Raw genomic sequence first — 20,594 nt, 5'->3', positions numbered from 1 at the left:
AACGCAGGGAGGCCGTGGGCGTACTGGCCGGGCTATCGGCTGTGCCGTGTCACCTGGTACACCTCCGTGTTGATGTCGATGCCGTCGTAGAAGTTGATGGCCACGTAGTGGCGGTCGCGGTACCAGGGCTGGTCGTCGTTCAGGGTGATCGGGTCGCTGTGGAAGGTGCCGTCCGCGCTGAGGTGCACGGTGATGGGGGTCGTGTTGCGGTCGAGGAAGGCGCGGATGGTGCCGGTCTGCGGGAAGCGGGGGTGGGAGGTCAGGTCCACGGCGCCGCTGAGCGTGAAGGTGTCGGCGGGTACGGGGGTGATGATGTCCGGCCGGTCGATGCTGACGGGGGTCAGGTGGACGCCGGCGTCGGTCGAGGTGCCGGTGACGGCTCGGGTCCGGTCGAGGAGATCGAGAGGCTTGGTGTTGTACCGGGTGGTGGCGCCGGTGTCGGGGTTGACGTAGGTGACGTTGTCGACCACGAAGTTCTTGATGATCTTTACGCTGGCGAAGCCCGCCGCCAGGTCGCTGGTGGTGTGGAAGGTCGAGTCGCGGTAGTGGACACCCTCCACAGGACTCCGGGAAGCGGAGCTGGAGAGGGCGAAGGTCGTCTTGCCCCGGGACATGGTGGGAGCGGTGTTCACCCGGTCCACGTAGATGTCGCGGATGGTCGGGTCGAAGACGTCCGCGTTTGGGAACGGCACGGTTTCCCGGTAGTTCGCGTCGAGTTGCACCATGCCGTGATTGGACTGCTCGAGGAGGCAGTCGCGCACGTAGACGCGTTCGACGAGGCCGCCGCGGCTGGAGTTGGTCTTGATCTTGAGGATCAGGGACAGGTCGGGCCCGCCGAAGACGCTGTCGTGGATGAAGACGTCACGGATGCTGCCCGACATCTCGCTGCCCATGGAGATGGCCGCGCCGTCCCCTCCGTCGTTGCGGTAGACGGAGTCGCGGATGATGATGCGTTCGCTGGGGGCCCGGTGCTCGCGTCCGTTCACGTTACGGCCGGCCTTGACCGCGGCACCGTCGTCGCTGGTGGTGACGTGGTTGTTCTCCATGACGACGTTGCGGCAGGACTCGGGGTCGATGCCGTCGTCGTTGTTCCAGTTCAGCTCGAAGTCGCGGGTCTTGTCGCTGTAGATGTTGAGGTCGCGGATCAGGACGTTCGTGCAGCTGAGGGGATGCACGGTCCAGAAGGGGATGTTGCGGATCCGTACGCCCTCGATCAGCACGTTGGTCGAGTCGTTGGGCTGGATGAACGAGGGACGGAACGACGACCTCATGGGTCGTGCGTCGGCGGGCGGCGGTACCTGGCGCACACGCCCGTCGCGGACCACCGGGATCGCGGCCGGCCGGTGGCCGTCGTCGGAGAAGACGCGTGTTTCGATGGGCGTGTCCTCGAAGTTCATCTGGTTGAGGATGCCGTTCTGCCCGTACGAGGCCGTGGTGGTCTTGTCCTCGACCGAGGGCTCGCCCCAGTAACCCTTCTTCCAGGGACGCCAGTTCCACATGTCCTCCTGGCCGTCCAGCGTCCCGCCGCCCGTGACCGCGATGTCGCGCTGGTGCAGGGCGTAGATCAGCGGTGAGAACCCGTACATGTCGGTGCCCTCGTAGCTGGTGCGGACGACCGGGTAGTACTCGTTGGTCCTGTTGCGCATGAACTTCACGACTGCGCCCTCGGACACGTGCAGGTTCACGCCGCTGAGCAGGGTGATGGCGCCCGTGTAGTACGCGCCGTCATCGTTGCGGGACGCGTCCGCCGGGATGACGACGATGCCGCCGCCGGCTCGGTGGCAGTCCTGGATAGCGGCGCGGAGGGCGTCGCCGTAGAACCACACGTCGCGCGATGTGTAGACCAGCGGTGACTTGGTGGCTGCCGGGTCGCCTGCCTCGTTGCCCACGGCGTAGGTCTCGGTGGCCTGTCGTATCAGGGACCGGTACGGGGGCGCCGTGATGTCGAAGCGGCGGTCGGGGAAGACCGGGGTGTTCGTGTTGACGGTCCGGTCGATCTCCTCGTACAGCGCCGCGTTCCAGTAAACGCCGTCCCGTTGTGGGGCGTTGGGGTCGTGGAGGGCGAACTTGTAGGTGCGTGTTGATCTGCCGTCCTCGGCCTGTACGACAAGGCGGTCGCCTGCCTTCACTCTGCCGTCGGAGCGGGCTGCCCCGGTCGAGTCGAGGACCTTGTGCGCCTGTCGCGAGGAGTCGGAGGAGGTCAGCTGTGCCAGCACTTGGCGCACGGTGGCGCCTGGTTGGACCGTGACGGTCGAGGTTCCGACGTTGTGCAGGGCGGGAGTGGATCCGTGTTTGGCCACGACCACCGTCCCGCTGGAACGGACGGCAGGGGAAGTGGTCGCGCGGGCGGGTGCCGCCACCGCGGCGGGCCCGGCGAGGGAGAGACTGGCGATGACGAACGTGCGACGTTTCATGTTCAAGGCGGCTCCTTGAAGGACGACGGACGGCTGCTGCTGGACGGATGACGGGCGGGACAGCTGATGTGCGGACGTGTCCGTCCGCCCGAGGTGTGTCACTGTGCGCGTGGTGTCACCGGCGGGTCAGTGCCAGGGCATCGAGGGTGATCCATTGGTTGCCCGTGCTGCTGCGGGCTTCGATGGACACCGTGACGGGGCCGGCGGGCAGCGGTAGGCCCTCGCGGGTGAGGGTGTGCCAGTCGGTGGCGGGCTTGTTCAGGTCGAGCACGTGCTCGTGAGTGCCGCTGGTGAGCCGGATACGGGCGTGGTCGAGACCGCCGGCCGTCTTGGCCTTGGCCGAGATCCGGTAGCCTCCCGCGGGCACGGTGACCTCTTGGGTGAGGGAGCCCGAGAAGGGGGCTGTGGCGCCCAGTTTCAGTGCGAAGCGCGTGTTGCTGGCGCCGGGTGAGGTATTGACGACGAAGGGCGTCGTGGCGACGTCGGTGTCGATGTGCGTGGTCCAGCCGGTGAGTTCGGTGACCGTGACCCGGTCGGCGGCGAACTCCGGGTTCAGCAGGTAGTTGTTGTCGCGGCCCGTCTTCCAGGCTCCGGTGACGGCGTTGAGTTCCCAGTGGCTCAGGGACTCGAAGGCCAGGCCTTCGCCGGTGTCGGACAGGGGCATCCACTGGTTGTAGCCGAGGCCGTTCCAGGCGAAGTCGGCCCAGCGGTCACCGGCGAAGACGACGGTGTCCTGCCGCTGTCCCTTCACGGTGATGAAGAACCCGGTCTGGGTGACGTGGCTGTAGTCCTTCTCGGTGCCGGGCAGCACGTACTCGGCGGTGTACTCGCCCTGGATGTCGCCGGTCTTGGACTTGATGACGTACGACTGGGAGGAGTTCCAGCCGTGCAGGTCGGATGTGGCCACGTAGTAGTGGCCGTCGTACTTGAACATCGCGTTGCCCTCACGGCCCTTGGCGACGTAGCCGATCTGGACGGCCGGTTCGATGGTCAGGGAGTCGGCGTCGGCGAGCTTGCTGACGTAGGAGTAGACGCGGCCGTCGCCGCCGGAGAAGACGAGGTAGCCGGTGCCGTCGTCGTCGCCGAAGACCGTCTGGTCCTTGGTGGACTGGGTGGGCACTCCCGCGATCTGCGGCTGGATGTTGGCGTAGGTGAAGTCGTCGGCGGGGTGGTCGCCTTGAAGGAAGAGGACGGCTCCGTTGTTGCCGTCCGTGTCGAGCGCGTTGCCCATCTGGGCGAGGAGCACGTACTTGCCGGTGTTCGGGTTGTGGACCACGCCGAGGCGGCCCAGCCAGGAGGTGTCAGCGAGGGATGTCATCCGCGCGAACGTGGAGTCGTTCACCTCCTTCTCCGGCGGGACCCACAACCGGGTGGAGGTGGTCGCGATGTTCTTCTCGAACGTCCAGTTCGTCAGGTCCCGGGACGAGTAGCAGGTGATCGCGACGAACTTCGAGTCGTACGTCTTGGTCGGGCTGTTGTAGTACTGCTCCGCGCCGGTGTAGCGGACGCCGTACCAGTAGTAGGTGTCACCGAAGCGGAAGACACCACCGCCCTGGGAGTAGATCGGGTTGCCGTCGGTGTCGTGCCAGAAGGAGTCGTTGCGTATCTCGCCGAAGGCGTGGGCCGCCGTCGGCGACAGCCCGGCTGCCGCCTTCTGGAGCGCGTTCTTGGCATCCACGACGTCCGCGCGAGAGGCGTCGTCTCTCTTGAGGATGTTCTGCGCGGCTCCGAGCGCGGCGGGCAGGTCGTGCCACGAACGCCGTGTGTAGTCGGGGTACTTGCGGGTCCGGTAGTCGGCGACGAGGCGGCGCAGTCCCCTGATCATGACGAGTCCGTCGGCGGCGGCCGCGAGCGCCGTCTGTGCTTCCTGGCGCTGTTGGGCGGTCGGTGAGCCGGCGAGGAGCTTTCCGGTCGCGGCGTGGATGGGGGCGAAGGCGCGCCAGGAGGCGGGGGTGTAGTCCTTCGCGACTTCGGCGACCAGCGAGTCGTAGAGCCTTTCCAGGTCGTCGCCGCCCGCGGGGGCGGCGACGGCGACGGTGCCACCTCCTGCTCCCAGGGTCAGTGCGGCTGCGCCGGTCGCTGCTCCGGCCAGGAGCGTCCTGCGTGAAACGGCGTTGTTCCACAGGGCATTCATGGGCTTTCCGTCCTGTCGAGTGAGTCAGTCGGATGAGTGAGTGGAGTCAGTGCTCGTGGATCACGGCGCTGTCCAGCGCGGGCACGTGGAGGGTGTCGGCGATGTTGTGTCCGCTGAGCAGGTCACGCCCGCGCGTGGGGACGTCGACGCCGTGGTCGGTGTGGTTGATGACGAAGAGGAACCGGGAGCCGTCCGCGGCGTGGCGGCGCACGGCCTCGACGCCCTGGGGCAGGCCGGCGACGGCGGGCGCGACCTCGGCCTCGGTGAGGACCTGGTCGACGATCGCGGCGACTGCCGCGTCGTCGGGGCGGGTGGCCACGTACCAGGCGCTGCCCTGGCCGACGTTGTGCTGGGTGACGGCGGGAAGTCCTGCCAGGGGGCCTTCAGCCCAGGTGCGGGTCGCCTTGGCACCGTCGAGGTGGGTCTTCTCGCTCCACAGGTCGGCGCGGCTGCCGTCGTCCAGGGTGAGGGTCTCGCCGTCCTGGAGGGGGTGGAACTCCTCGGTCCGTACGCCGAGCAGGTCACGGAAGGCGCCGGGGTAGCCGCCGGGCCGCACGTGGTCGTGCTCGTCGACGATGCCGCTGAAGAAGGTGATCAGAACGCGGGCACCGGCGCGCGCGGCCTCGGTGATGCGGGCGGCGTCGCGGTCGGTGACGGTGTAGAGGGTGGGAATGAACACCGCCCGGTAGCCGCCGAGTTCGGCCTGCGGGGACACGACGTCGACGGTGATGCCGCACCGCCACAGGGCGCGGTACCAGCGCAGCATCTCTTCCGGGTAGCGGAGGGCGTCGGTGGGGTGGCAGTCCATTTCGGCGCCCCACCAGGAGGGGTAGTCGAAGACGAGGGCCACGTCCGCGGTGACGCGGCTGCCCTGCACCGGCGCCAGTTCCTTGAGACGGCGGCCGAGTTCGACGGTGTTGCGCCACACATCGGTGCCCCGGCCGGCGTGCGGCACCATCGCCGAGTGGTACTTCTCGGCGCCCGCGAGGGACTGGCGCCACTGGAAGAACATGACGGCGTCGGCGCCGCGCGCCACGTGGGTGAGGGAGTTGCGCAGCATCTCCCCGTGCCCCTTGGCGCGGTTGCGGGGCTGCCAGTTCACGGCCGAGGTGGAGTGCTCCATCAGCATCCACGGCTCGCCGCCGGCCACGCCGCGGCTGAGGTCGGCGCTGAAGGCGAGCCCGATGTGCGCTTCGGGGTCACTCGCGGTCAGGTAGTGGTCGTTGGCCACGACGTCCATGTCGCCGGCCCAGGAGAAGTAGTCGACCCACTTGTTGTGGGTGTTCATCATGAAGTTCGTCGTGGTCGGCACGTGCTGGGTGATCTCACGCAGTACGTTCCTCAACTCCCGGTAGTGCGCGCGGTGTTCGTCGGAGGAGAAGCGGGCGAAGTCCAGCTGCTGGCTCGGGTTGAGGGAGGTCGGTGCCGCGCGCGGCGGCAGGACTTCATCGAAGGAGTCGTAGCGCTGGGACCAGAAGGCGGTTCCCCAGGCAGAGTTGAGGGCCTCGACGGTGCCGTAGCGCTGCTCGAGCCAGGTGCGGAACGCTGCGGCGGCCTTCTCCGAGTAGTCGTGCGGGACGTGGCAGCCGAGTTCGTTGTCGACGTGCCACAGGGCCAGCGAGGGGTGGTCGCGGTAACGCTCGGCGACCTTACGGGTCATGCACACGGCGTACGTACGGAAGAGAGGTGAGGCCACCGCGTAGGACTGGCGGGCGCCCTGGTTCAGGACGGTGCCGTCGGCGAGTTCGGGCAGGATTTCGGGGTGCTTGCGGGTCAGCCATGGCGGCGGGGAGGCGGTGGCCGTGGCCAGGGCGACCCGTATGCCGCCCGCGTGCAGGCGGTCGAGGACCGCGTCGAGCCAGGCGAAGTCGTAGACGCCCTCGCGGGGTTCGAGCTGGGCCCAGGAGAAGATGGCGACGCTGACCAGGTTCACCCCGGCCTCCTGCATCAGCCGGACGTCCTCGACCTGCGTCTCCAGCGGCCACTGTTCGGGGTTGTAGTCCCCTCCGTAGGCGAGACCGGGGATGTTCAGTGGCCAGGTGCGGTCGGTCGGCATGCTCTGCTTCCTTCGTCGGTCAGAGGTGATCCGGGGTGGAGCCCGGTGTGGCCATGGGGTGGGGCTTCATCGCACGCTGGGGTGCGTTCCGCTGGGCCATTGGGCGTCGCCGGGCGGGAGTTCCTCGCCCCGGCTCAGGTGGAGGCGGTCGATGCGCAGGCGGGCCTTGCGGGCCAGCACCGACAGCGTGTGGCGGCCAGCGGTCAGGGGCAGTTCAGCGAGCTCGGCCCACACCCACGCCTGTGCGGAGGCGAAGGTGAACAGGTCTCCCCCGCCGAACTGTTCGCTCACCGGCTGCGGGGTGCCGTCCACGGCCAGTACGCAGGAGTCGTCGTCGGCACCGTCGAACTTCACGAGCGCCCACACGCGGTAGGTGCCCGGCGTGTCGATGTGCACGGCGAGGTGGAGCCCTGGGGCGGTGCCCGGGTCGTCCCACCTGCGGCCGGGTGTGTCGACGTGCAGGGCCAGGCCGGTGCCGCCGCCGGTCTCGGCCTGGGTGTGCGTCCAGCTCACGGCGGGTTCGTCGAGGCTGGGGGTCAGCCATCCGTCCGCGCTGTCGAGGAGTGCTCTTTCAACGTCGATCGCCAGCACGCCGCCGTGTTCACGGACGGGGCCCGGTGCGAGATCGGCGAGGAGGTCCTTCGTTCCGTTGGGCCGGGCCGGGTGCCGGGCAGGGCCCAATGCCTGCTGCTCCGTGGCGAGGTGGGGCGTGAAGACGGTGTCTGCGTCCCAGTAGGAGCGGGGCGCGTGGAGGACGGGCGGCAACGGCAGGGTGTCCGGGTCGATGCGGTAGAGGTCGTGGCACACCTGCTCCGGCCCGGTGAGGTCGTGGGTGTCGGGGGCCGGGTCGGGGATGTCTCGGCGTTCCTCGCCAGCCCGGCGGCTGGGCGGCGGGCCAAGCGCGGTGTGTCGTGCCGGCGCGATGTAGAGGACGAGGCGGCTGAGCGCCACATCGGAGTCGACGGCATGCAGGCTCAGGGTGTGCGTGCCCTGGGCCGCCCACGGCAGGCGGAGGTGCAGTCGCTCGACGTCCTCGACGACGGCCTCGGTCCAGGCACCCCGGTACTCGTCGGTGGTCGGGGACTCCAGCACAGCTGCGGGCAGGTCGTCGAGTTGGACGGCGAGACGCAGCCGCCCGGTGGAGTTGAGAGTGGGAACGCGGTGCACCTCGAGGAGGTGGGCACCGGCCGTGTCGAGGTGAACTTCGTACTCCAGCACGGCACTTCGGTGGTCGCCGTCCCGCTCGAGCAGGTCGTCCACATCACGGGCTTCGAGAAGGCTGCCGCTCCCGTGTCCGAGCCGGTCGACCTCCGTCCACGTCAGGGCCGTTCCGTCCCGGCGGGCGGCGGTGGCCGTGGCCGGTAGGCAGACGTATCCGTCGGCTTCCAGGTGGCAGGGGCGGTCAGGCTCCGCTCGCGGCGCGGCGGAGGCCTCGACGTGGACGGTCACGACCACGTTGCGCCCGTCCGTGGGGCTGTGGACCGCGAGATGACCGGTGCGCCCCGCGACATGCGACGGGTCCAAGACCTGGACTTCAAGCCGGCGTTCGGTCCGCACACTGCCACCTGCCTCGGGCAGGACGATCCAGTCAATGTCGCTGCTGACGGTGTACTCGACGGCTCCGGCGCCGGTGTTGAACACCTCGATCCACTTGGCGGTGGCGCCGTGCGGGGAGAACGTCAGCTGCGGGTGATCGCACGGAGTCGTCTCTCCCCAAACGACGACACCGAGGCCGGGTTCCCCGAGCGTCAGGGCCGGGCGAGCCGCCGGGTACTGGGCCGTGGCCGGGGGCGGGAAGGCGTCGGGCGTCATGATGTCCTGCCAACGGCCTTCCGCCATCACGGTGTTGTAGTGCGCGATGAGGGCGCGGCGCAGTGCGTCGAACCTGCGAGAGACGGCCAGCCAGTGATCGGCGGCCGGGAACTTGCCCTGCTCGAAGGCCAACGTGCTGCGATCGGCGAAGTAGAACTGGGCGTTCGCCAGATACGCGGCGTGCACCTTGAAGGCGACCAGCTGCATGAAAGCGTCGCGTTCACGCTCGGGCAGGGCGGCCATGACAGCGTTCGCGTCGTCGTACAGTCGGCGCAACTGCGCCAGCCGCCGCCCGCCCTCGTCGCCGTACGCGGTCTGCGAGAACACCCGCGAGGTCAGCTGCTCGACCTTGCGTACATTGTTCAGCTGGGCGTAGTCCTGCAGGATCGCGGCCACGCGGGGCCCGTGGCCGCCGCTGAAGGTGCGGTCGATCCACTGTTCCAGGTAGACGGTGGTGTCGGCGGTGGTGGTCTCCTCGCCGGCTTCCCAGGCGCAGCGCAGGAACAGTTCGACGTCCTGCTCCAGCGGCTTGAGCGGGCCGACGTTGTTGACCCACAGGGTGCGGATGCCGCGCTCCCACGCCTTGCGCAGTTCGCTGCGCATCTGGGCGGGCGGGGTGGAGGAGACCCACAGATAGCTGCGCGAGGGCGGCGACCAGTAGGAGGAGTGGTAGTACAGGCCATGGCCGCCGGAGCGGCGCAGCTCCTGCTCGTCGGGGAAGCGGCGCAGGTGGCCGTAGCTGTCGTCGGACCACACGAGCGTGATGTCCTCGGGCAGGTCCAGGCCGTCTGCGTAGAGCGGCAGCACTTCCTTGTAAGGAACGAAGATCTGCGGTGCTCTGCCGGCCTGCTCCGTGCCGAGTTCGTCGCTCAGGAGGCGGCGCTGGTCGGCGATCACCTGGCCGAGCAGGTTCACGCGGGCGCGGTGCTTGTCCTCGGCGGACAGGGAGTCGTCCTCGTCGATGGCGCGGGTGTGGAATCCGGAGTCGTGGATGCCGCGCATGCCGAGGGTCCAGGTGACCTCGTAGCTGCCGTTCTGCTTGATGCTCTGGTGCCAGTACTCGTGCAGGGCCTCACGGTTGGGGCCGTCGAGGGAGTAGTCGTACTCGACGTGCTGACCGCCGCGTTCGGCGAGCCAGGGCTCCCATTCGTGCTGGTTGCTGCGCAGCAGCATGTCGCAGTGGCTGGTGCCGATGACGACGCCCATCCGGTCGGCCAGGCCGCCGTTGTCGGGCTCGGCGTTGAAGGCGTTGACGTGCATCGCCGGCCACAGGTAGTTACCCTTCAGGCGCAGCAGCAGCTCGCACACCCGCTCGTAGGTCTGCGGGCCGATGGTGGTGTCGTCGGTGTGCCGGCGGGCCCAGGCGTCGAGTTCCTCCTCGTCGTTGAGGAAGATGCCGCGGTAGCGCACCGAGGGGTGGTCGGCGACCCGCGTGCCGCGGCGCACAGTCACGTGGGGGCGGTGGCGGACCGGAACGTCGGCCCACCAGTACCAGGGCGAGACGCCCATCGTCTCGCACAGGTCGTAGACGCCGAAGATGGTTCCGCGCCGGTCGGCGCCCACGATCCACAGCTGACCTTCGAGCTCCTGCAACAGGTAGCCCTCCCAGCGCAGTTGGCCCGCCTCGTCCTCGAGCGCGCTGAGGTCGAGGGAGACCGGGATCGCCGTCTCCGTCTCCGTCTCGTCGAGGTAGCCGCTGTCGCCGACGGTGGCGACCACGATCCGGGCTCGGCCCGGGTCGTCGACCGTGGAGGTGACGGCGCCGCACACCTTCATCAGGTCCCGTGCCAAGTCCTGTACGGCGCGTTGGACGGCGGCGGACTCAGTGGCGGCGACGGCGATGGATGTGGGCGTGCCTTCGGCGGCCAGGACGACTCCGGTGTCGGTGTCATCGCTGAGGTAGGTCATGTCTTTCGACCTCACTGGGAATGGGGGGTTGCTGTGGTCCGGTGCTCTCCCGCAGGGGGGCGGAGCCCTACGGGTGTTCAGCCGGCGATGACGCGGTAGCGGCCTCCGGCGGTGATGGCGACATCAGCGACGGCGCCGCGTACGCCGTGGCGGTACACGCTGCGGTGCGGCGGGCCCTGCTGCGCGTCCGCGGTGATCTCCAGGGGCGACTTCTCGTCGGCGAGAGGGACGGTCACGGTTCCGCGGGTGCCCTCGGGCACGGTCAGGTCCAGCACCAGCCGGTCGCCGTCGCGCGTCCAGGAGACCTTGATGCCGCCGTGGGGCGTCGGTACCCGGCCGTGCGCCCAGGTCAGCTCGCCGGGCTGCGGGCGGATCCGCCAGATGGCGAAGCCGGGCGAGGCGGGCTCGACGCCCAGGACGTGGGCGGACAGGGCCGCAGTGGCACCGGCGGCCCAGCCGTGGGCCAGGCTGGTCTTGGCGCCGAACCCCGGGGAGCCGTCGGTACCGACCAACTCCCAGGCGGTGCCCACCGCATGCTGGTCAGCCGTGGCCATGTGACCCCACAGCCGGTGGATCAGGTCCACTGCCTTCTCAGTGGCGCCGACGGAGAACAGGGCCCGCAGGTACATGTCGCAGACGTACGGGCTGACCTGTGGCCAGAATCCGGTGTCCTCACTGAACGGCGAAGGCCCGTAAGGGGTTTGGGGCAGCGCGCCGTCCAACGCGGCGAGGATCGCCTCCGCTTCGCCGTCGGGGGCCAGGCCGCTGACCACCGCCAGGGCATTGCCGTCCAGCGCGATCGCCGACGGCATCTGGTCGGAGAGCCGGTACAGGTGCCGTTCGGCGTCGTACAGGTGCCTGTTGGCGGCGGCCCGCAGTGTCTCGGCCTGCTGTCGCAAGGAGTCGGCCTCGTCGGGCAGGTCGAGGGCCTGGGCCAGGTTCGCGGTGCAGATCAGCGTCTGGTGGTAGGCGGCGTTGTAGGCGGTCACCGCCCCGGTCTTGGGGCCGTCGTACCAGTCCCAGTCCAGGCCGTTGTCCTCGTCGGTGACGAACAGGCCCCGCTCGTCGACCAGGGTCTTGCACCAGGCGAGCATTCGCCGGACCCATGGCCATTGTTCCCGCGCGAGAGTGAGGTCGGCGGTGTAGAGGTGGTGCAGGGCCAGGTTGACCAGCTGGTGCAGGGAGTAGACGGCCGAGTACGTCTGCCCGTGCTGGGGGCCGGTGGCAGGGCGCAGCACCGGAGGTACGCGGGCCGCCGACTGGCCGGACGCCTCCTGGTAGCTGTTGAGCAGTTCGAGCGAGCCCCGCACGTAGTCCTCGGCGCCCGTGGTGCAGAAGACGGTGGGGATCTGGACGAGCAGGTCGCCGCTCCACACGGTGCGGTCCCGCTTGCCGCCGTCCAGGATCACCGGCAGCGGGTTGGGGCGGCGCACCGCGTCGCCGTTGAAGGCGTCGAGGGCCGTCGCGTCCGCGAGCGGGTCCTCGTACAGGATGCTGCCGTCCGGGCCGGTGACGCGCAGGTCGCGCAAGCGGGCCTGCTCGACGCGGTGCTTGAAGCCCCAGGCCTGGTGGAAGCCGAACGAGCCGGTCGACCGTGCCGGGACGCCGTCCGGGAGTTGGGCGGTGTCCAGGGTGCACACGGTGCGGCCGTCGATCGCGACGGTGATGAGGGCGCCGTCCATTGTGGTGCGCACGTCGTGCCAGTTCCCGTCGCCGGGGTCCTTCTCCAGCGGGATACGGCCCAGCGGGGTGTAGCGGCGCACGTTGTCCTGCGGGCGGTCTTCGTGGCCGTCGTCGACGTACAGCTGCTCCAGGTGGGCGGGGTGGTCCGGCCCGTCGGCCGCGCGCAGGACGAACAGGTACCCGTGCCGGCCCTCGTCGGAGGCGCGCACGATCCACCCGGCGGACCGGTCCACGACCTGCGTCCGGAAGGCGATGGTGCCGTCGCTCCAGTCGGCACCGTCGTTCAGCACGGCCAGGTGTCCCCCGCGGGCGAGCAGCGAGCCGTCACTGACACTCCAGGGCAACGGCAGCGTACGGGCGGGCAGTTGGTTGAGCTGCACGGTGTAGGCGCCGTCGTACCAGACCTGGTTGAGCAGGTCGGAGCTGCACGCGAACCAGCCCTGGTAGTCCTCGGCGGTGGCCCGGTAGGCCGTGTACCGCATGCCGATGTCGCTGATGACCAGGGTTCCGGGGGACGTCAGGGCGATGCGCTGGTAGCGCTGACCGCCCTGGATAAGACCCGAGCTGAGCGTGGTGGGCTCCTCGGCGTCGACGTGGAAGGTTTCCACCCGGTCGTGGTTGCCGGTGTCGTTGTGGCTGCCCTCGATGTCACCGTCGGCGGCGTCGGCCCAGGCGGCGCTCTCGCTGTACGACAGGCGCAGGGTGGGACCGCCGGTGGCCGAGGTGACCTCGGTGAACGGGATGCCGGCCACGTTCTGCCCGTAGTCCAGGACCAGGCTCGCCTCGGGCCCGCCGGGGGCCATCGTGAGCGTGGCGCTGCCGCTGCGGGTGACCAGGGTGTCGGCGCCGATGACGTCACCGCTCACCGATACGACGGCGACCGGCCGCACGGTCGGCTGCCCGGGGCCGCGGACGTAGCGCCGCCAGTCGGTCCCGGGGGTGTCCTCGGTCGGAAGCATGCTCAAGCCAGTCCTTCAAAGAGGTGGGGAAGGTGGAGACGGGGGCGGGTGCCGCAGGTGACATTGCGGCAGCACACCCTTAGCGGGCCTGTTGGAAGGCGCCGTCCATGTTGCTCAGGACGTCACCGACGGAGTCCTGCTTGCTGAACAGCCCCTGCACGCCGTCGAACAGCGCCGGTTGGGTGGTCGTGCTCGGCCACAGCCGGTCCGGCCAGGTCGTGGTTCGTTTCACTGTGGTGAAGTGCTCGACCACCTTGGCCACTTCGCTGTCCTGCGGCTGGTCGCCGGGCATCGCGGCGGCGTCACCGAAGGCCTTGGCGTGCGCCAACTGCGTCTTGGGCTTCGCCAGGAACTTCAGGAACTTCTGCGCCAGGTCCTTGTGGCTGCTCTTGGCGTTGATCCCGTACGCCGGGCCGACCGAGGTCGGCAGGAACGTCTGCTTCGGATCGTCGGTCGCGGGGAACGCCGCGTAGGTGAGCTTCAGGTCCTTGGGGCCGGTGGAGGCGATGGAGCCGGTCTCCGCGGCCACGCTCACGGTGGCGAGGGTGTCGCCGGCGCGGATGGCGTCCTGCACCTGGGAGTAGGGCGTGCCGTTGGGGCTCTTGTTGAAGCAGCCCGCGCGCTCCATCTGCAGGTATTTGTCCAGGGCGGTGGACCAGCCCGACTTGGCGAAGCTTGCCTTGTCCGCGAGCTGTTGGTCGATGAACTTGGGCTTGGGCCCGTAGACCAGCGAGGAGGTCAGGGCGTAGGGGATCATCTGTGTGGTCCAGGTGTCGGACAGGCCAAGACCGTAGGCCGTCTTCCCGGCCTTGCGGGCGTCCGCGCACAGCTTAAGGACCTGGCTCCAGGTCTGCGGCACGCTCAGCCCGGCCTTGTCGAGGGCGCCCTGGTTGTAGATCCCGCCGATGGACGACAGGGTCATCGGAACTCCGACGAGGGTGCCGTCGTCGGTGCTCAGCTGTTCCCGCGCGCTGGCGGGTACTTCCGAGGCCCAGGAGGCATCGGAGAGGTCGGCGTAGTAGCCGCGCTTGCCGGCGAGCTTGGCGCTGACGTTGTTGCCTCCGCCGGGCGGCACCTGGATGACGTCGGGTGCGTTGCCTCCGGCCAGCTGGGGGCCGATGACCTCCCGGTAGTTCTGCGGGTAGTCCTTGACCACGACCTTGATGCCGGGGTTCTGCTTCTCGAAGGCGGGCAGCAGGCTCTTGAGCGCGGTCCCGCCGTTGGCGGCGACGGTCAGGATCTGCTTGCCGCCCTCGGTGGACGGGGTGTTGGCGGTGGAGCAGGCGGTCAGAGCTGCTGCCATCGTCAGCGCGGCACCAAGGGTGCGCAGGGTGGAGCACTTTGTCGTCGATGACATCGTGCGGCCTTTCAGGGGATGAGGGGCGCGGGCGCGAGAGGTGTGGTTCAGCCTTTGAGCCCGGAGGCGAAGCCGCGCATGATGAAGCGCTGCATGAGGAAGTAGGCGACCAGGATCGGGATCACCGAGGTGATCAGGGCCGAGAACACCAGCGGCCAGTTGGCGCTGTACTCCCCGACGAAGGTGTAGACCGACAGCGGTGCGGTGCGGGTGTTGCCACCGGTCAGGTACAGCAGCGGGTTGAGGAAGTCGTTCCACACACCCAGGGCGGTGAGGATGGCCACGGTGCCGGTGACCGGGCGGGCCAGCGGGAAGACAACGGTCCAGAACATCCGCAGGTGGCCGGCGCCGTCGATGGTCGCCGCCTCCTCGTAGTCGCGCGGCAGGTCGCGCAGGAAAGCGGAGTACAGGAAGACCGTGAACGGCATGTGGCCGGCGACGTAGATCAGGATCACCGTCACCGGGTTGCCGACGAGGCCTGCCTTGGAGAACGCCAGGTACAGCGGCAGCATCGCGAGCTGCCCGGGGAAGAGGAACCCGGTCAGGAAGAGGTAGAAGACGCCGCGCGACCAGCGCTGGGTGCGCCGGGTGATGGTGTAGCTCGCGGCGGAGGCGATGACGATGATCAGCGCGACCGACACCGCGGTGATCACAATGCTGTTGACGAGGCTCGGCCCCATGGCCGACTCGGTCCAGGCCGTCGACAGGTTCTGGAAGTGCAGCGGCCAGGTGAAGCCGAGGAAGCCCGGCGTGCTGTTCGGGTCGCGCAGCGCGACCGAGATGAGCACGAAGATCGGGACCATGAAGATCGCCGCGACGGCGAACAGCACCAGCTCGAGAGCGAAGGTGCGCCCTGTGTATCGGTTCATGCCAGGGCCTTCCGTTGGGTCAAGCGGTACTGGAAGAAGCCGATGACCCCGACCACCAGGGTCAACACCACGCCCTGTGCGAGGGCGTTGGGGTACTGCAGGTACAGGAACGCGGACTTGTACACGGTCGTCGCCATCGTTTCGCTGGCTCCGGACGGGCCGCCGCTGGTCATCGAGAAGACGGTGTCGAACTGCTTGAGATTGCCCAGCACGGTCAGCAGCAGATTGACCACGATCGCGCCGTTGATCAGCGGCAGGGTGATCGACCAGGTGCGGCGGATCGGTCCGGCACCGTCCATGGCGGCCGCTTCGAGCGCCTCGCTCGGCACGGCCTGCAGACCGGCCAGGTAGATGACCATGGAGTATCCGGCGCCCTGCCACACGACGGCCGCGCAGACCGCATACAGCACCAGATCGGGGTCGCCGAGCCAGTCCTGCTGGAGGCTGCCCAACCCCAGTGAGCCCAGCACGGAGTTGAGCGTCCCCTCCGGCATGAGCAGGTACTTCCACAAATAGCCCGCGACGATCGGCGTGAGGACGACCGGCAGGAAGAACACCAGGCGCAACAGGTAGCGGCTCTTGACCTTGGTGTTGAGCCCAAGGGCGAGGAGCAGGCCGATCACGTTCTGGCCAATGGTGACCAGAAGCGTCAGCAGGAACGTGTTGACGATGGCACCGGTGGCGTTGTCGTCGGCGAACACGTGGCGGTAGTTGTCGATGCCGACGAAGGACGCGGCGGCTCCGAAACCGTCCCAGTCGGTGAAGGAGTAGGCGAATCCCTGGACGTTCGGCGCGATGACCACGGCCACGTAGACCAGCACGGCCGGCACGACGAACCACACCGGCGGGCGCAGGCCGGCGCGACGGCGCCGGGGGCCCTGGGTTGTCTGACGATCCGGGGGCGGCGACGCGGTGCGCGCGACGGAAGCGGCAGGTGCCGTCTGGTGTGCGGTCATCGTGACCGGTCCGGTGGGGCGCAGGCGACTCTCACAAGGCTCAGCTCCTTCAATGGCGTGTCCCGAGGGCCAGACGCACGACGATGCCGGCGTCACCGCAGGCCAGCAGCACCTTCCAAGAGGTGGGATCGTTCTACCAGCCGCGGTAAAGTTATCGATAACGAGACGTTAGTTATCGATAACGAAAGCCGTCAAGACTTTGAACCGTGTTCATATGGATGACCGCGAGGGGTCCTCGCCCCCGGCGCCTGGATGCCATCATCGGGACGTGCCCACTTCCACACCCCCGCCCCGGCGAACGACGATCTACGACATCGCGCGCACCGCAGGGGTGTCGCACACGACGGTCTCGCGCTACCTGCGCTTCGACGGCCAGGGGGTGCGTGACTCCATCAAGGAACGCATCAGCGCTGCCATCGACGAACTCGGCTACCGGCCCAACCTGGCCGCCCGCGCGATGCGCACGCGGCGCACCGGACGCCTCGCGATCCTGCTGCCCGCCGGACAGGCCGTCGGCGCCATCCGCATGCTCGCTGGCGCGACCGAGAACGCCCACACGCACGGCTACCAGATCGAAGGCGTCACCCTCGACGGTCCTGCGGCCACCCTCGCCGCGCGTGTCGTCGAACTCGCCGAGTCCGGCATGTTCGAGGGCGTCCTCTCCCTGACCCCGCTCCTCGACTCCCCGCCCGGAGCCGTGCAGCCCGCCACGCCCATCGTGGTGGCGGCCGAGTACGACGAAGAGCTGCGCGCCATCGGTGAACTCGCCGACGCGACCCCCATCGCCGAGATCATCGAAGGGCTCGCCGCCGCGGGACACCGCACGTTCCTGCACGTGGCCGGCGACCGCACTTACCCGACCGTGCGCGCCCGCGAACAGGTCTACCTCGACACCGTCGAGCGCCTCGGCCTGCACTCGGCCGGCGTCGTCGGCGGCGACTGGCTACCGGAGACCAGCCGCCAGGCCGTCCTCGACCTGCCGGCCGACACCGACGTCACGGCCATCGTCGCAGCGAACGATCTTCTCGCCGCCGCAGCAGTACACGGAGCTCAGGAGCGAGGCTGGAACGTCCCCGACGATCTCGTCATTACCGGTTGGGACAGCAACCCGCTCGGCGCGTGGCTCACTCCCACGCTGACCACGGTCGAGGTGGACTATGAAGAGCTCGGCCGCCGGGCCATGCAACGACTCGTCGCACTCATGCAAGGCAGCAGCCCCCCAGAGAGGGGTGGGCCGGTCGCGTCGGTCCTCTGGCGCGACTCCACCGGCCACAGTGACTCACGTCAGTCGGCGCTGCCGGGTTAGAGAGAGCTACGAGGCCATCTGGCATGCGTGGCCCCCTGCGGAACCGGTGGCGAGGCCCAGCCGGTGGTGCCGGACTGTGTGAAGGAAGGGGCGGTTCGGTGCAGCCAGATTCGTTGCCCGTTCAAGCCTGAATCGGGTCAGGGTGCTTGTCGGGGTGAGCAGCCGTGATGTATTTCATCGCCGTCGATGTCGCCAGCCCGAAGGTGCGCATCAGGTGGACAGGATCGTCGGTGTACCGGGCTTCGTCATAGATGCGGTCCTCGCGCAGCTTGCCGGCGGTGATCCCGACTCGTGCGAAGACCTCCTTGGTGACCTCCTTGGTCATCATCGGCCCGGCTTCGTCAGCTGCGGACACTCGGCTGACCAGCAGGTACGGGCTGGTGGTTTGGGGCCAGCGCCGGTGCCGTTCGCGAAGCCATGCTGTCGCCAGCTCGGTGGTGATCTCGTCGAGATAGACGATGTGGTCTCGGCGCCCTGGGCGGCGCACGCGCAGCCGGCCGCGTACACGGTCGAGGTCCTCGAGCAGCAGGGGCAGCATGTCGGCGTGCGTGAGGGCGTGAACGGCGACGAGGGCGACGATGAACTTGCTTCTGGCGTCTCCGGCCTTGCCCAGCAGGCCCTTGAGGGTGTCCGAGGGGAGCGGGGTTGGGAGTTTCACGGCCTGGGGCAGGGAGACTCCGCGTGCCGGGTCTCGAAAGATTCTGCGTTCGCGTCGCAGGGCGCGGAACAGGGACCGAAGCGGGACGTGAGCAGCGCGGCGCCGGGCTGGGGGCATGTCCGTGAGGGCTGCGGTGATGTCGTCGGTGGTCACTTCCTTGAGGTCGGTGATGCCGGATATGGCCCAGAGCTTCAGCGTGGGGACAACGTTCCAGACGTCGCCGTAGATCGTCACCGGCGCGAGGGCGGGGCTGGGCTGGTGGCCTTGGCCGAGCAGCACGTCGATCCACAGGTGGACGGCCGCGGCGAATGGTGCGGAGAGCGAACTGGCCAGTGTCCGAGCTCGGATCAGTTCCGCCTTCCTGATCGGCTCGGGCTCCAGGAGGCCGTGGAGGCGTAGAAAGCAGATGACGCGGCGCCCGTTGTGATTTTCGCTGAGAGTTGCGATGGCCTTGACATCGGCCTCGCGGAGGGGTGCCGCGACACCGAGGCGGCCTGTCAAGGTCCGCAGCGTGCGCAGGCTTCCGCCGCCGGCGAATCGGGGGTCGACGCCGTTGCGGCGCAGATAGTCGGCAAAGTCATCACGCAGGGCCTTGGCCTCCGTGGTGAGCGCGTACTCGTCCTCCGGGTTCAACCGGGCCCAGGTGCGTGGCGGGGCGGGGAACAGTTCCAACTGCGCGGGGTCGACGAGGTGCGGCGAGACGGGGCGTTCGTCGCGCACGGTGGCCCGCATCCGGCGTTCCTTGACCTGGAAGCGGCCCCTGCTTGATCCGCCCGCGCTCAAGTAGCGATCGCTCATGCGCAGGGCGAATTCCCCGCCGAACCAGAGCTGATCGCCGCCGGTCAGGGCGATCCCGCTGACGTCTGCCGCAGTCTCCCGCAGCAGCAGTGTGCAGAAGCGGCACTTCCTACTACTGAGTGGCAGGCGGCGGCCGCAGCGCTCGCAGTCGGAGACCTCGGGGTGCAACTGCCGCCAGCCGCAGCAGCCATGACAGAGCGTGAGCCGGTCATTTGCCCAGGCCAGACAATGGGCGCAGCTGCCGTCTCCCTGTCGGCGGGGCATGTGCGGTCCCGTCAGTTGGGCGGCATGGAACGACGCCGGCCCCCGCTGCCCGGCTTCGGGATCGGCCGCGGCTGCCCGGGCCCGCTCTCGCCGACCGCGCGCTGTTCGGTTTCCGGCCGCAGCTCCGTGGCGACAGGTTCGGCCTCCATCAAGTCCGCAACCGTGCAGTCCAAAGCGGTGCACATCATGTCCAGGTCGTCCAGACGAATCGTGATCGGCTTGCTCGACCACAACGCAGCCACCTTACTCAGCGACGGGTTGAAGCCGACCTCCTGGAAGGCCGCGAGCAACTGGGTCGGGCGCCAGATGTCGCGACGGGCAGCGACCCAACGCAGGTTCGACTTCATCGGTTCACGACTCCTCACTCAACCGGCGAACCGCCCGCCGGGAAGACTCCAGACTCTGGCGTTCGGGATCGCCCCTCGCGGTGGCGAGATAGCCGACCGTCGTCGAGGCCCAGGTGTGCCCAAGCAGGACTTGGACATCCCAAAGAGGCATCCCCGCTTCGTAGTTGTGTGTCGCGCAGGCATGCCGCAACAGGTGCGGGAACAGCTCCCGGACAGGCCCCTGCAGGTGCTGCTTCGAGGCCTCTTTCAGCACCCTCCGGAAGGAGTCCGGCAGCAAGGCAGGCGATACGGGCAGATTGAGGGCGGCCACGGCACCGGGGACCCGCTCGGACGGGAACAGTGGCGCATACGGGTCGGTGGGATCGTCGAAGAACTCCCCGCGGATCTCCTCGACGTACCACCACAGCAGGTCACGGCCCTCCTGGAAGAGGAACGCCTCGCGCTCGCGCGGACCGGACCCCTTCGAGCCCTTGCCCCGCACGAGAAAGCGGCCCCACTGGCCGTTCTCCCAATGAACGTCGCCCATCCGCACGCCACACAGCTCCGCGGCACGGACCCCCGAAATGTAGGTGATCTTGCTCAAGACGTAATTACGGGCGGCCACCGGGTATTTCCGGGACGTGGGCAGGGCATCGCGCCAGGAAGCGAAGAACTCCTTCGTGGCACGGGCCGAAGGCGGGATGCGCAGCCCGAAGTCCCCGCGGTGACGAGGCCGGTTGAAGGCATCGATCGGCGACTCCACCCCCGCACCGAAACGCCGCAGGATCTCGCCCGCGTACCGCTACTCGAGAAAGGCGAAGAACCCGTCGATCTGAGCACGGTGGCCAGGACTCTGTCGGCGGTGGTCAGTTTGTCCTTGGCGCCTGCGCCGCGAGCCCGGACGCGCTCGCCTCCTCGCTGCTGTCGCCGCCCTTGCTCGCGTAACTCGTCCAGTTCCTGGTCGAGTTGGTTGACGAGTTCGGTCAGCTCCGGTTCGGGCATCCCGGTCAGCTCCGGGTTACACAGACACCCGGTGCAGGGCTGCGGGAACCGGCTGTCGACTGATCGTGTGTTCTTGGCTGTGGCGGTGTTTC

Annotated in this window: 12 protein-coding genes and 1 pseudogene; 1 reads left to right on the top strand and 12 read right to left on the bottom strand. The window is 68.6% G+C overall.

Going from position 1 to position 20,594, the window contains the following annotated elements; genetic code table 11:
* Window positions 1–32 precede the first annotated feature (32 nt).
* The 8 genes from OG746_RS37145 to OG746_RS37110 form a co-directional block, all read right to left on the bottom strand.
* Window positions 33–2,414 carry a glycoside hydrolase family 28 protein gene (locus OG746_RS37145; RefSeq protein ID WP_266722791.1) on the bottom strand — a complete coding sequence of 794 codons (2,382 nt, stop codon included), beginning with the start codon at window positions 2,412–2,414 and terminating at the stop codon, window positions 33–35.
* Between the two features lie 115 nt (window positions 2,415–2,529).
* Window positions 2,530–4,548, bottom strand: coding sequence for a family 43 glycosylhydrolase (locus OG746_RS37140; RefSeq protein WP_266722789.1), 2,019 nt, complete (start codon window positions 4,546–4,548; stop codon window positions 2,530–2,532).
* A 46-nt stretch (window positions 4,549–4,594) separates the two neighbouring features.
* Complete coding sequence (locus OG746_RS37135) at window positions 4,595–6,604, bottom strand: beta-galactosidase (protein WP_266722788.1); 2,010 nt, start codon at window positions 6,602–6,604, stop codon at window positions 4,595–4,597.
* Between the two features lie 66 nt (window positions 6,605–6,670).
* Window positions 6,671–10,324 carry a glycosyl hydrolase 115 family protein gene (locus OG746_RS37130; RefSeq protein WP_266722786.1) on the bottom strand — a complete coding sequence of 1,218 codons (3,654 nt, stop codon included), beginning with the start codon at window positions 10,322–10,324 and terminating at the stop codon, window positions 6,671–6,673.
* Between the two features lie 77 nt (window positions 10,325–10,401).
* A complete protein-coding gene (locus tag OG746_RS37125) occupies window positions 10,402–12,966 on the bottom strand; it encodes an alpha-L-rhamnosidase C-terminal domain-containing protein (RefSeq protein WP_266722785.1) in 2,565 nt (854 codons plus the stop codon).
* A 79-nt stretch (window positions 12,967–13,045) separates the two neighbouring features.
* The gene (locus OG746_RS37120) at window positions 13,046–14,323 is read right to left on the bottom strand and encodes an ABC transporter substrate-binding protein (protein ID WP_266722783.1); all 1,278 of its coding nucleotides are present in this window, start codon (window positions 14,321–14,323) and stop codon (window positions 13,046–13,048) included.
* Between the two features lie 47 nt (window positions 14,324–14,370).
* Entirely contained in the window at window positions 14,371–15,192 is an 822-nt protein-coding gene (locus OG746_RS37115; protein ID WP_266722781.1) for a carbohydrate ABC transporter permease, read from the bottom strand.
* Complete coding sequence (locus tag OG746_RS37110) at window positions 15,189–16,148, bottom strand: carbohydrate ABC transporter permease (RefSeq protein WP_266722779.1); 960 nt, start codon at window positions 16,146–16,148, stop codon at window positions 15,189–15,191. Before OG746_RS37110 ends, OG746_RS37115 begins: the two co-directional genes overlap by 4 nt.
* Window positions 16,149–16,416: 268 nt before the next feature.
* On the opposite strand from OG746_RS37110, the gene OG746_RS37105 reads away from it, so the two are divergent.
* The gene (locus tag OG746_RS37105; RefSeq protein ID WP_266722778.1) at window positions 16,417–17,454 is read left to right on the top strand and encodes a LacI family DNA-binding transcriptional regulator; all 1,038 of its coding nucleotides are present in this window, start codon (window positions 16,417–16,419) and stop codon (window positions 17,452–17,454) included.
* 121 nt (window positions 17,455–17,575) lie between these two features.
* Here OG746_RS37105 and OG746_RS37100 read toward each other — a convergent pair whose 3' ends face one another.
* From OG746_RS37100 to OG746_RS45700, 4 genes and pseudogenes are all read right to left on the bottom strand, one after another.
* The gene (locus OG746_RS37100; RefSeq protein WP_266722777.1) at window positions 17,576–19,174 is read right to left on the bottom strand and encodes a site-specific integrase; all 1,599 of its coding nucleotides are present in this window, start codon (window positions 19,172–19,174) and stop codon (window positions 17,576–17,578) included.
* Window positions 19,175–19,185: 11 nt separating this feature from the next.
* Window positions 19,186–19,521 carry a helix-turn-helix domain-containing protein gene (locus tag OG746_RS37095; protein WP_266722776.1) on the bottom strand — a complete coding sequence of 112 codons (336 nt, stop codon included), beginning with the start codon at window positions 19,519–19,521 and terminating at the stop codon, window positions 19,186–19,188.
* Between the two features lie 4 nt (window positions 19,522–19,525).
* Entirely contained in the window at window positions 19,526–20,263 is a 738-nt protein-coding gene (locus tag OG746_RS37090) for a site-specific integrase (RefSeq protein ID WP_524540519.1), read from the bottom strand.
* Between the two features lie 71 nt (window positions 20,264–20,334).
* A pseudogene (locus OG746_RS45700) lies at window positions 20,335–20,526 on the bottom strand (ISAzo13 family transposase); the annotation flags it as partial.
* Between the last annotated feature and the right edge of the window lie 68 nt (window positions 20,527–20,594).

The sequence above is a fragment of the Streptomyces sp. NBC_01016 genome (genome assembly GCF_026341035.1).
Classification (GTDB): Bacteria; Actinomycetota; Actinomycetes; order Streptomycetales; family Streptomycetaceae; genus Streptomyces.
This window is presented reverse-complemented; position numbering and strand designations above follow the sequence as displayed.